The sequence below is a fragment of the Neolewinella persica DSM 23188 genome (assembly GCF_000373105.1).
GTDB classification, from domain to species: domain Bacteria; phylum Bacteroidota; class Bacteroidia; order Chitinophagales; family Saprospiraceae; genus Neolewinella; species Neolewinella persica.
Genome location: NZ_KB890433.1, coordinates 74,606 through 87,107 on the forward strand (window position 1 = coordinate 74,606; position 12,502 = coordinate 87,107).

The 12,502-nt window shown below is 51.0% G+C and carries 10 protein-coding genes; 4 read left to right on the top strand and 6 right to left on the bottom strand.

Features of this window, described 5'->3' with window-relative positions; all coding sequences use genetic code 11:
• Window positions 1-48: 48 nt before the first annotated feature.
• Complete coding sequence (gene fbaA / locus B036_RS0113735; RefSeq protein WP_020569299.1) at window positions 49-1,125, bottom strand: class II fructose-bisphosphate aldolase; 1,077 nt, start codon at window positions 1,123-1,125, stop codon at window positions 49-51.
• A gap of 407 nt (window positions 1,126-1,532) precedes the next feature.
• Here fbaA and B036_RS0113740 point away from each other — a divergent pair, with 407 nt between their 5' ends.
• Window positions 1,533-1,964, top strand: coding sequence for a DUF1330 domain-containing protein (locus B036_RS0113740; protein ID WP_020569301.1), 432 nt, complete (start codon window positions 1,533-1,535; stop codon window positions 1,962-1,964).
• 187 nt (window positions 1,965-2,151) lie between these two features.
• On the opposite strand, the gene B036_RS29355 is transcribed toward B036_RS0113740, so the two are convergent.
• Entirely contained in the window at window positions 2,152-3,774 is a 1,623-nt protein-coding gene (locus tag B036_RS29355; RefSeq protein WP_020569303.1) for a GMC family oxidoreductase, read from the bottom strand.
• A 445-nt stretch (window positions 3,775-4,219) separates the two neighbouring features.
• Here B036_RS29355 and B036_RS0113755 point away from each other — a divergent pair, with 445 nt between their 5' ends.
• Together B036_RS0113755 and B036_RS0113760 are read left to right on the top strand one after the other, a co-directional pair.
• Window positions 4,220-4,735, top strand: a complete 516-nt coding sequence (locus B036_RS0113755; RefSeq protein WP_020569304.1) for a DUF1573 domain-containing protein — start codon at window positions 4,220-4,222, stop codon at window positions 4,733-4,735.
• A 459-nt stretch (window positions 4,736-5,194) separates the two neighbouring features.
• Window positions 5,195-6,073, top strand: coding sequence for a UbiA-like polyprenyltransferase (locus tag B036_RS0113760; RefSeq protein WP_020569305.1), 879 nt, complete (start codon window positions 5,195-5,197; stop codon window positions 6,071-6,073).
• A gap of 207 nt (window positions 6,074-6,280) precedes the next feature.
• On the opposite strand, the gene B036_RS0113765 is transcribed toward B036_RS0113760, so the two are convergent.
• Window positions 6,281-7,114, bottom strand: a complete 834-nt coding sequence (locus B036_RS0113765) for a queuosine precursor transporter (RefSeq protein ID WP_020569306.1) — start codon at window positions 7,112-7,114, stop codon at window positions 6,281-6,283.
• Between the two features lie 369 nt (window positions 7,115-7,483).
• Here B036_RS0113765 and B036_RS0113770 point away from each other — a divergent pair, with 369 nt between their 5' ends.
• Window positions 7,484-8,278 (top strand): hypothetical protein, encoded by a 795-nt coding sequence (locus B036_RS0113770; RefSeq protein WP_157472158.1) that lies wholly within the window; start codon window positions 7,484-7,486, stop codon window positions 8,276-8,278.
• Window positions 8,279-8,548: 270 nt separating this feature from the next.
• On the opposite strand, the gene B036_RS0113775 is transcribed toward B036_RS0113770, so the two are convergent.
• From B036_RS0113775 to B036_RS29360, 3 genes are all read right to left on the bottom strand, one after another.
• Complete coding sequence (locus tag B036_RS0113775; protein WP_020569308.1) at window positions 8,549-9,442, bottom strand: aminotransferase class IV; 894 nt, start codon at window positions 9,440-9,442, stop codon at window positions 8,549-8,551.
• Between the two features lie 124 nt (window positions 9,443-9,566).
• Window positions 9,567-10,310: a sulfotransferase-like domain-containing protein gene (locus tag B036_RS0113780; protein ID WP_245557469.1), complete on the bottom strand. Its 744-nt coding sequence runs from the start codon at window positions 10,308-10,310 to the stop codon at window positions 9,567-9,569.
• Window positions 10,311-11,064: 754 nt separating this feature from the next.
• Window positions 11,065-12,300, bottom strand: a complete 1,236-nt coding sequence (locus B036_RS29360) for a cytochrome-c peroxidase (protein WP_020569311.1) — start codon at window positions 12,298-12,300, stop codon at window positions 11,065-11,067.
• Window positions 12,301-12,502 lie beyond the last annotated feature (202 nt).

Genomic DNA, 12,502 nt, shown 5'->3' on the forward strand with positions numbered 1-12,502 from the left:
AGCGAAGCGACCCCTGCAACCTGAGCGTAGCGACTCCTGCAACGCTTACTAAGCAAGTACGTCCACACAGTTCAAGTCCTCAAACGCCTGCTTCAGGCGAGTGCTGAAGGATACTTCAGCTTTGCGGACCCAATTGCGGGGGTCGTAGTGCTTTTTGTTTGGAGAATCCGGACCATCGGGGTTACCAATTTGACCTTGCAGGTACTCCTTCTTCTCAGCTTCGAAGGCACGGACACCATCCCAGTAAGCCCACTGAAGATCGGTATCAATGTTCATCTTGATCGCACCGTAGTCGATGGCTTCCCGGATTTCTGCCTGGCTGGAACCAGAACCGCCGTGGAAGACGAAGTTGATGGGATTATCGGTCTCAATGGAGAGTTTCTCCTTGAGGTACTCCTGGCTGTTCTTCAGGATCTTGGGCGTCAGTTCAACGTTACCTGGCTTGTACACACCGTGCACGTTACCGAAGGCAGCAGCGATGGTGAAGCGGGGGCTGATTTTGTTCAGGGCCTGGTAGCTTTCAAAAACTTCCTCGGGCTGGGTGTACAGCTTACTGGAGTCTACGCCGGTATTGTCCACACCATCTTCTTCGCCGCCAGTCACACCAAGTTCGATCTCGATCGTCATTCCGATCTTGGCCATTCGCTTGAAGTACTTGGCACAGATTTCCAGGTTTTCTTCCAAAGGCTCTTCGCTGAGGTCAAGCATGTGGCTGGAGTACAGCGGGAAACCACGCTTTTCGTAGAATTTCTCACCTGCGTCGAGCAGACCGTCGATCCAGGGAAGTAGACTTTTAGCACAGTGGTCGGTGTGCAGGATTACGGGAACACCGTAAGCCTCGGCCATAGTGTGTACGTGCATAGCACCGGAAAGGCCACCCATGATGGCTCCTTTCTGGTCTTCGTTACCTAAGCCTTTGCCGGCGAAAAACTGAGCGCCGCCATTAGAGAACTGAACGATGACGGGGCTGTTGAGGGCCTTGGCTGTTTCCAGTACGGCATTTACCGTGCTGCTGCTAGTTACGTTGACCGCCGGGATAGCGAATTTGTTTTCGTTGGCGTAGCGGAACAGTTCACTAACCTCATCTCCGTGAAGGACGCCGGCGCGGAAGGATTTCTTTGACATAGTTGTTTTCAATTTTTTGGGTTGCGGCGCGAAGATAGTGAACGTCTGGTAGAGTCTCGTTGGAGAAGAATAACCACTTAGGCATTAAGCGCACTAAATTGTGCACTGAGAAAATCTGGATTGTAGGCGTAATCGTTAGGAGTATTCAGACAGTAAAGGAATTACCGGTTACCCCCACTTATGCTGGGAATGGGCGCTGCTACGCAACCGATTTTCTCACAGAGGATGGCGCAGAGGGAGGCGCAGAGGGAGCACAGAGAGGCGGTGTGAGATAAAAGAGCAGCCAGTAATTTAATGGAAGGCCTCTCACTGCCCCGACCTTAATCGAGTAATATCAGGTAGGTGCCAGATCGTATCAGGACTAGGATTTAGGTAGGCCAAAATGCTACCTTTAGCCACCAAAACCAATGCCCGTGTCAAAAACTTACCTCGACCCCACCCAGGAATCCGGCCGCGATTTCTACCTGAACGATATGTCCGGCCCCATCGTGATGCTCAACCTGCTCCGATTCAGGGAGGTAGCCGATTACAGTGCCAGTCCGGAACTGGCCCCGGCTGAACCCATCTCCGGAGCAAAGGCTTACGAGCATTACATGAAACACACGCAGCCCTTCCTGCAGGCTTCCGGAGGGGAGGTGCTTTTCATGGGCAAGGGAGGTAGTTTTCTCATTGGTCCGACGGACGAAAAATGGGACGCCGTAATGTTAGTAAAACAGCAGAGTAAGGACAGCTTCATGGCCTTCGCTCAAAATGAAGGATACCTTAAGGGTATTGGTCATCGGACGGCTGCGTTGGCGGATTCTAGGCTGCTGCCGATACAGGAGGGGAAGATGTGGTAGCATCACTCTAAGAAGTGATCCAACTCCTCCTTCTTGACCTCCCTGTTCCAGGCTTCTCGCAGGACCGGTTGTATCCACCAGATGCCAACTGGCCAGGCCAAAAGCGATAAGAACCAACTGAAATACCTGTCCTTTCCTTCAAGTTTACCTAATAGCCAGGTTATTCTTATGAAGCACAGTAGGCACATTACGCCCCCCAACTATCCTCATCTCCCCGATCATAGTCAGGAACCCGCGCCGAAGCCCCCGCATTATCCGCCATATATCCATCGGACAAAGGATAATCATCGGTTGTCACCCCACCAGCATTGAACCATTCCTTCCGAATGTGTTCCGCTACCCGGATGGCGTTAGCGATGATCGTCAGTGTAGGGTTCGTCGCACCCTGCGAAGGTTGGAAGCTGGCGTCGACAACGTAAAGATTGTCCAGGTCCCAGGCCTTACAATTGGGGTCGAGGACGCTGGTTTTCGGGTTCGTTCCGAACTGCGCCGTCCCGGCCTGGTGCCAGGTGAACTCGAGTTCCTTGGTGGATCGGTAAAACTCACTGAATCCTGCTTTCTCCAAATAGTTCTGCTGGAAGTAATCCAGGAACTCGAAGTGGCTCTCCCGGTTGTTTGGCCGGTAGTTGAACTTGATGCCTTTACCTGTCCATTCGATTCGGTTGTGGCGGTCGGGGAGGTCTTCTGAGGTGAACCAAAAGTCGACGGCCAGGCGCTGCATTCGTCTGGCTTCTTCTTCCGTCAGGCCGAGGTGGCCATAGTCGCCCAGGATGCGGGTGTAGTGCGCCTTGCCGGTCAGCTGAATAGTACCGAGTGGGTAGGGGTGTTCGGGGCTGCCGTGGTAGAAATCGTGGCAACCGAGGGTCTTCTGGAAGACGACGTCGTTGTCCTTATCCGGGTTAATGGCAGAAATACCGCTCTGGTTATGCTTGGTGAAATTACGGCCGACCTGGTCGGAGGAGTTCGCTACTTTGGATTTTAGCAGCAGCGCTGCTGAGTTAATGGCCCCGCAGGAAACGACGATGATGTCGGCGCTCAACTCCATCTTTTCTCCGTCACGCTCCAATTCAATTCTGGTGATTTTTCCATTTTCTTCCACCAGCCGATCAACGCGGGAGTTGGTCCACAGCGTCACGTTTTTGTGCTTCAGGGCGGGGCGGATCAGGGCGGTTTCTGCGTCTGATTTCGCGTGGAGCATGCACGGGAAGGGGTCGCAGGTATTACAGGCGATGCAGGGCCGCTTCCAGGGTTCGTTAATGTCGCGGTTGAGGGCCAGATTAGAGTGATGAATATTAAGGCCCAGCTTACCGAGGTCTGCGGCGACCTCCGCAATCCGCCCTTCATGTGGGAAGGCGGGGAAAGGGAATGGGCCACTTGCGGGGCCTTCTGTCGGATCTTCTCCCCGGTTGCCATGAATTTTCATCACGTGCTCTGCCATCATATAATAAGGCTCGAACTCGTCGTACCCGATGCACCAGCCGGGAGAAATACCGCCCTTATGTTGCTGCTCAGTAAAATCCTCCGGCCGTTGACGGTGCAGAAGTGCTCCGTACATTTTGGTGTTGCCCCCTACACGGTGATAAACAATGGGCTTCACCGTTTGTCCGTCGGGGCCCTCCCATTCCACCGGTGCTTTGTAGCCGTCTTTTCCGAAGATGAAGTGCGGATCCCAGTTTCGTTTTTCGCGGGGGAGGAAGCTGCCTTGTTCAAGGATCAGTATTTTCTTACCGGTGTCGGCCAGCGTGTAGGCCATAGTACCGCCGCCTGCGCCGGAGCCGATGATGATAACGTCGTAGTTGGATGTAGTCAAGTTGTCGGGTTGTCGAGTTGTCGGGTTGTCGAGATCCCGAATTGGTTAATTAGCTGGTGTCGAGAACATCAACTTTCGTGCTTGCTTAAGCGTGAAAGGACCAGGATGGTTCATCTTTAGGAGTAGTTAATTATTCAGGTTTGGGCGCGGTCGCAGGTGCAGAGGAAGGATGAGAAAGCAGTATTCAGAATTCAGGGATCAGTGTTTAGGCTTTAGGATTCAGTGATCAGGGTTCAGAAATACAGGCAAGCCCCTTGCAACCTGTAACCTGCAACCTGTAACCTGTAACCTGCAACCTGTAACCTGCGACCATTGACAATCCGTTAACAACAATTCAATATCCATTGGCCGGAATCCCGCGTTGCTTGTATGATCTTTGTACGGACAACGAAAAAACCCGTATTTTCGCGGTCAAATTTTAATAACCGGATCAAATTTATCCATTATGTTTAAGCAACTCCTCTCTTTCGCTGCCGTGCTCGCACTGGCCTTTACTGTTTCTAGCTGCCAGTCTGGTGGTAACGACGCTGTTCGTGACGCTGCGCGTCAGACCGTTGAAACGGTAACTCCTCCTGCTGCTCCTGCAACTCCAAACCAACCAAGTGTTGCCGTTCCTTCCGGACCGATCACCACCGTTGCCTTCAACGACAACGGCACTTTTGACTTCGGTACTGTTACCGAAGGCGAGATCGTAAGCCACACTTTCTCTTTCACTAACACTGGTTCTGAGCCCCTCATCATTTCTGACGCTAAGGGTTCTTGCGGTTGTACCGTTCCTTCTAAGCCAACTGCTCCAATCGCTCCAGGCGAAGATGGCGAAATCACCGTTCAGTTCAACTCTAAGAACAAGAAAGGTGCCCGTAACCAGAAGGTAACGATCACGGCTAACACCAACCCTGCACAGAGCTTCATCTACCTTACCGGTACGGTGAACCCCGACCCTAACGCTGTAACTCAGTAATTGGCAAGTTGCAAGTTGCAAGTTGCACACGGACGCCCCGCTCATTGGTTTGAGTGGGGCGTTTTTTGTGTTCGCTTCGCTCATGTTGCGGTTGTTCGCTTCGCTCACGTTGCAAAAGATTCGCTTCGCTCATGTTGCGGTTGTTCGCTTCGCTCACGTTGCAAAAGATTCGCTTCGCTCATGTTGCAGTTGTTCGCTTCGCTCACGTTACAGTTGTTCGCTTCGCTCATGTTGCAGTTGTTGCAGCCCTGTAACAGGAGCGCAGCGACCTGCAACCCCTGTAACCGGAGCGAAGCGACCCTGCAACCAGCGCGCAGCGCCCTGCAACCCCTGCAACCAGCGCGCAGCGCCCCTGCAACCCTTGCAACCAGCGCGCAGCGCCCTGCAACCAGCCCGCAGCGCCCCTGCAACCTTTCCCCCTCCCGACTGTCTACCTCTTAAACCACCTTTCACAACTACATGGCCGTTCTGCACCGCGTCAACGATTTTCTTTCCCTGGTCAAGTTCTCTCACACGATCTTCGCCTTGCCTTTTGCCTTGCTGGGCTTTTTCCTGGCGGTGCTTGATCATGGTGTGCTGCCCTGGCAAAAACTGGCACTCGTGGTGCTGTGCATGATCTTTGCCCGCTCTGCTGCTATGGCCTTCAATCGTTGGCAAGACCGGGATATTGATGGTAAGAACCCCCGAACAGCAGTACGGGAGATCCCCGCAGGGGTAATTTCCAGCAAGTCAGCCTTAGGCTTTATCCTGCTCAACTCGACCTTGTTTATTTTGTGCGCGGGCATGTTGAATACCCTGTGCCTGGTGCTTTCTCCGATCGCGTTGCTGGTTATTCTGGGGTACAGCTATACCAAACGGTTTACTTACCTCTGCCACTTCATTTTAGGACTCGGATTAGCGCTTGCTCCGATCGGGGCCTATCTGGCAGTTACCGCCGAGTGGGCATTGTTGCCGGTGCTCTATGGCATTGTGGTACTACTTTGGGTAGCTGGTTTTGACATCATTTATGCCCTGCAGGATGAAAGCTTCGACCGCCAGGAACAACTTTATTCCATCCCCGTAAGACTTGGAACCAAAAATGCGCTGCGGCTGGGGCGGACCTTACATATTTTGTGTGCCAGTACCCTGGCTTTCGCCTTGTGGTACCAGATGAATACTTATCCCGAGTTCGCCTGGTTGAGCTGGCTGGCGGGTGGCGTATTTCTCGCCTGCCTGATCTACCAGCATTCCCTCGTTAAACCAGGAGACCTGAGCAAGATCAACCTTGCCTTCTTCACCACCAACGGCATCGCCAGCCTGGTATTTGGTACGCTGACTATTCTGGATGTGTACCTGTGATTTTTTACCATTAAGTAAGACATTAAGGTTTGGGAGCATTTGGAAGGGAGAAGAACAAGGTTCATTACCTTGCTGTTTAGTCCCGTTTATTGCACCTGCGGCCCCGCCTTATTAGTCAAGCAGTCATAGAGAACGGGAATAGATCACCTTATCCATTATTTAAGCACTTCTTAATGTAAAACTTAGTGTTCTTCATGCCCTTAATGGTTACTTCTTCTCGTTGTCAGCCGCAGCCGCCTTCATCGCATCCGCAGTTTCCTCACCCAAATACCGATCAATCAAATCGTGTGCCCAGTAAATGACCGGCGTCATGACTATTGCCACCGTAAATTTGAAGATGTATTGTACCGTCGCAACGGCCAGAATACGGGACCAGGGCCAGGGCTCGTTCAGCCCGCCAAAAAGTTCAGGTCCGAGCTTAAAGGCTACGAATAAAACCACGAAACTGTCCACCAGTTGGCTTACCAGCGTCGAGCCGGTAGCTCGTAACCATAATTTCTTCTCTCCGGTAGACCGTTTGATGCGCTGAAAAACAAATACGTCCGTCAGCTGAGCCACCAGGAATGCCGTCAGGGAGCCGACGATGATGAACAAGCCTTGCCCGAAGGTGACCAGAAAGGCTGCCTGGCTATCAGGTACACCTAGTCGCTCCGATTGTGTGACCCACCAATCGGCAGGGGCGAGTTGGATCGCCGCGTAAATCATTGCAAAAGCATAGATGATCAGCCCTGCGGTAAGAAAGCTCAGCACCTTTACACCCCGACGGCCGTAGTATTCATTGAGCAGGTCGGTCATGATGAAGACGATCGGCCAGAGCAGTACGCCGGCAGAAAACTGCAAGGCACCGATCTCTCCAAAGAGGTTGAAGTTCCAGGAGGCCATGCCCAGCGTATCTTCCAGCGCGAAGATTTTCACCCCAATGAGCTCTGCTACCAGGGCATTGGCGACAAAAAAACCTGCGAGGAGGATGAAGAGTCGGCTGGGGCGATGAGTGATCACATTGATCTGTGGGGAGGGGTCCTGTACGGTAGGTTTGGACATCTTGCTTAGCTATAAATGTAATGGCGAATATACCGCCTGCCAGGTTGCTGAGCAGACTGATCGTAGCAGACAAGTAATATTTTAAAAAGAACAGCTGTATGACCAACGAAAGACGGCTGTTTACCGTCCTAAACAATTATAACGATGTCGTTTTGGGCCAATTCCTTTGTTCCACTTTCCATCGTCTGGCTATCTTACGCTAAATTTCCCTTTTACCCTTCCCCCCTTTTTACCTTATCTCAGCCTATGCGCCTCGGATGTGTTCTTCTTGCCCTCGCTCTAAGTTTAAGCCTTGCAGCCCAATCCTACCAGTCAAGAATTCATTATAAAGTAAAGTTGGGAGACACCCGGCAGTTACACCAGCTGATATTGCTTGACTATACCAAGTTACTGGGCATTGCCTTGGATATTGAAGGCGATAGCATCTATTTTCAGTTACGCAGCTCCACGGAGGTCTCCGTTATTCCCCTGGATCAACTTAGGTTTTTGGGCATTTTTACGGGTAATACGGCAAAGACAATAAACGGCCGGTTTCAGGCCGCTATCCCACTGACTGATCTAACTTACGAGCGAACGGCCTTACCCTATCAGACGAAGTCCCAACTGAGGGTGATTAACCTGATCTACATCGTTCCGGAATGGAACATTAATAAGCACTTGCAATTGGGGGTAGGTATGGCTGGCCCTCTTGGTATTCTTACCACCGCCAGACTACGCTATACCATATTACCTGATGTTCACGTTGGGCTTAGTAACCAAACCCTGTTTCCACCACTCTCTCAGGGGTTCAATGACGGTCCACTGGTACTGGGTGATGCTCACGCTATGGTTACGGTTGGTTCTGACAAACGATTCTTTAACTACGGGACTGGTATCTTGTACAACACGGACGACTTCGAAGGTACTGCCTGGGGGCATCGGGTGGCCCTCGGCGGTCAGGTAAGTAGAAAATGGCACCTGTACGCAGAATCACTTATGGTGCTTGGGCGGAGTCGGAATGGCACCCCGCGTGACGTGACTATCCTACCCTCGATCAACGCCGCGTTGGGCGCGAGGAGCCACCGTTGGCAATTTGGGCTGATCACAGTTTACAATGGCTTTAACGACTTTGGCCCACTGCCCATCCCTTACGTGGGCTACAGTTATTACTGGGGCAATAGGTAGGATTCAATAACCAGAGTCAGGGCTCAGCTTTCAAAAGTCAGGATTCAGGTATCAGTTCCAGGCAGCACAGTGGCCAGTGAATAAAGTAAGTTCTTGTCCTGATTTAAGCTGTTGGTGGCTCCCTCAGCTCCGTAGGCGAACCTCCGTCTTAATATCTTTTCGTTCTGACGCCGTCAGAACGGCTGGACCTTGCCAATCCAAAAAAAACAAGCGGACCAGCGGCGAACTCTGGTCCCTGCCCCCTGAATCCTGCCCCTTAAAAACTGAATCCTAAAACTCCACCCCCTGAGTTCTGGTAAGCTCCGCAAACAACCCATTAAGTCGATCGAGTACTGAGGTTCCATGCTTATTGATGATCTTCCGGTCATCAATACTGTCCACGCGGGTCAATTCTCCCATTGTTCCCGTAGTAAATACTTCATCAGCGGTATAAAACTCGGTAAGGGAGAGTCGTTTCTCCCTGGCGGGGATGTTGTTGTCTGCGCAAATCTGAAGGACGGTCGCCCGGGTGATTCCTGGCAGACAATAATCAGCATGGGGTGTGTAGACGGTTCCTCGCCGGATAGTGAAAACATTTACGCCGTTTGCTTCGGAAACGAACCCGTCCTTGTCGAGCATTAGCCCGGCATGGGCCCCTGCATTATTGGCCTCTATTTTGGCCAGGATGTTGTTGATCAGGTTGTTATGATGGATCTTACTATCGATACTCATCGGGCTATTTCTGCGCACGGAACTGGTGGCCAGTTTTATGGAGGGGGGGTACACAGGAGGCTTATATTCGGCGAGCACGATCAGGCTACAGCCCGCTTGGTTTAACCTCGGGTCCATGCCTGAAGTGATCTTTATGCCGCGGGTAAGGGTCAACCGAATATGGACGCCATCACGCATATTATTCGCGCGCAGCGTTTTGAAAATTGCCGTTCGCACTTCTTCACGGGAGGGAATTCCTTTGAATAACATGGCGTGTGCAGAGTCGAAAAGTCGGTCGAGGTGTTGGTCGAGCGAAAATACCCGGCCGTTATACACCCGTATGCCTTCCCATACCGCATCTCCTCCCTGCACGGCACTGTCAAAAACACTGATTTTTGCCGCATCCCGATGAAGCATTTCACCATCGATGTAAACTTTAAGGTCTTTATTGGCGGGGTTGAATTCCTGTAGCAAGGTTGGTTTTTTTTGGTCTTTTGGACAATTATGTGCTGCGACTATTTGACTACCTGGCGGTATGACTAATCAGGCACGGCCGCAGGTGCAAAGAAAGGTTTTTTAATCAGCAATGCCGGTGCAATTACCGTAATGCTTCAGCTAACATCTCTTCGTAAAGCGGTTGACAGGTTTCCGCTATCGTCTCGAGATGTGGCGGCAGGTTGATGGTACTTTCCTGCCAGGGTTGGAAACCGGTACTTTTGTGTACGTTGGTATACCAGTGTGCTGCCCACGTCCCGTCTTCGGGCCGGGGACCGGCCGGCCAGCTCAGCATTGCTTTGGTGAAAGTCAGCCCCAGTCGGTCGCACAACTGTTGCAGTACTCGCTCAGGGTTCATTAATAATAAGCGGGCATCAACCACAGCAGTTAACTTTTGCCCCTGTTTTAGCCGGCGGAACAACTGGTGCTGCTGGGGTAGGCCAATGTCTTCGGCGGTGACCTCTTCTACTACTTTGCTAAATGAATTGAGGATGGCCCTGGGGCTCCTGATGAGCAATACATTTTTCATCCCTTTCAGGAAGGCCTGATCTATTTCAATCAGGTGATGGGTCATTTGCTTGAAGACAACTGTCTCGGCCGCATAATCACGGTGCAGCATTTCTTCAGTGACGAGATTGCCATCATTTTCCTGGCTGGTCAGAACATCCGCTTTACCAGGGTGCTCCGCAGCGGTGGTCTGGTGAGTCAGGTAATGCGCATACAAGGGCTCATCTACTACCGCAGTATCCTCACGCTGGGCAAAACTGTACATTATTGCTGTGCTGATGTTGCGTGGAGAGGACCAAAGGTTAATCCTGTTGGTTGTCATGCGTCGGAGATTAATCATGAATAAAGTACAATATTAAGAACTGAAAATCATATTTATGCGTACATAGTGCCTATATACTTTAGTGTTGTTTAAAGTGTCTCTCATATTTAAAGTACCAACCTTCGGAAGAAGGTTGGTACGTTTATTATCCTTTTTACGTGATTGGTAAAAATAGGAGTCGTCCCTACCACCAGCAAGGCACTATCCCAGAAGCTCAAATTTGGAATTGCAAACAAAGCTTACTGACCAGTCGCCTGATGATCAAGACTGTGGAAAGGACGAGGCTTTGTTTTTCATGCTTGGAAAACGAAGTTTTATTCTTGTCCTGCGGATTTAACTTAACCAATTAGTTTTGGTGGCTTTGCGTGAAAGCCAAGGTTTTGAACATTGCCGGTAATCCGGCCTTGGCCCCGGTCACAAATAGTGGACCTGATGGCGATTAAAAAATGCAAACTGTATGAGCCTTCCCCAAGTTTCTGCTTTTCCGAGAGGCTGAATCGCCAAGTGCAAAGTCGGCGGGCGAGTTTTTGCATTTTCAGCCATAAGGCCCGGTATTTGTGATCAGCCGGGGACACAGCTAAAGGTTTTTGCTACTTTTTCCCATGAAAAGTAGGCCCCCGGCAGGGAGGTTAAGCGGTCAACGAATACCAAATTTGCAATTATCGATGGATAATGCTTCATTTTAGTGACAGAAGTAATCGGGGAAGGGTTAAAATTAGCTGCGCTGTACTTCGTGCTCGGGATGACTCCTGTTTATCTGGATACCGCTCTGCTAGCGACGGAATGGATCAGAGAAGCGCTCTTCCACCAGTACCGTTTCATCGGTTGTGGTATGAAGGAAATCAATGAGGGCCTGCTTCTGGCTTTCAGAGAAATTTAAACGCCGGGGCGTATTATTAGACGCTCTGAGGAAGGGGTGCAAATTGGGATGGTCGGCAATCCCTTCACTGTAGTGATCGATAACTTCTCGCAGTGTTTCGAAACGACCGTCGTGCATATAGGGACCGGTAAGTGCTACATTACGCAGGAAGGGGACTTTAAATACCCCATCGTGGGATGCGTTGCCGGATTGCTGACCGACGCCTTTGTCCGAGTATAATGCGTCAAGGCCATTGCTGGCGATGTTTACTGAAGGCTGTGCCATAGATACTCCGTGGCAGGTCGCACAGTTGGAATTGAAGAGTTGCATTCCCTCAATTTCGCTGGCGGTGAAGCGGTCGTCGAGCCGATTTCCTCTCATCCGAAGATCCGTCATTTCGTCAAAGCGTGTGCTCATGGAGGTGATGGAACTGGTGAACTTCTCCAGGGCAAGGGTGATCCGGTCCGGCGTCAGGTCAGTAGTACCAAAGGCTTTAAAGGTCAGGATTTTGTAAAGCTCCTGTTCCTTCAATTGTGAAGAAAGCAGGTGAAGGTCAGTACCCATTTCAATTTCGTCCTGGATGGTCGCCTCACTTTGTTCTTTAATGGTCCCCGCACGTTCATCCCAGAAGAACCGCACATCGCCTTCAACGGCTCGGGCTTCCTCGTCTCCGGAACTACCGTAGCCACTGATCGCAGGTGCGAAAGTGGGGACGGAACCCAGAGCGATAGAATTTCGTTTGGTGACGGCACCGTTAATACCCTTACTAAAGGCAAGGTTGTCAGAGAAAGCGGCGGACTGTAAGTGGCAGGAAGCACAGCTGGTTTCACCCGTAACGGAAAGTTGGGTGTCGTAGAAAAGTACCCGGCCGAGGAGAGCTTTACGCGCTTCGGACGAAGTTTGGGTTACCTGACCCAGACCGGATTGCTGACTCAGGTGCTGAGGTACGTTGATCGAGGCGATGGTAATATTGGTGGGGATGTCAAGCGTTTGGCTCAGGGTGGCTGCTTCTTCACTGTTAAACGTGAGCTCTTCAGGGTTACTAAGGCCGTCAATCTCCTGGCTGCCAGTAGTAATATTGTCTTCAAGACAACCAGAAAAAGTCAGAGAAACCAATGCCAATGCAAATAGGGGGATAAGTCTTTTCATCAGGGCTAATTTTAGTATAAAAGTAAGGTATTGTCATGGCAATGCCACTTGCCCGTCAGTTAAGGGTCACTTAAAAGACCGTAAAGAAGACTGTTTCGTTGGGGATAGGACAAAATTTAACACTTCTTAGCTGAATTTAGGGCTAAAAGCGGAGGGACAAATGTTCGTAGGGGTGTTTTTCTCCCCCAAACCGTAGCTTCGG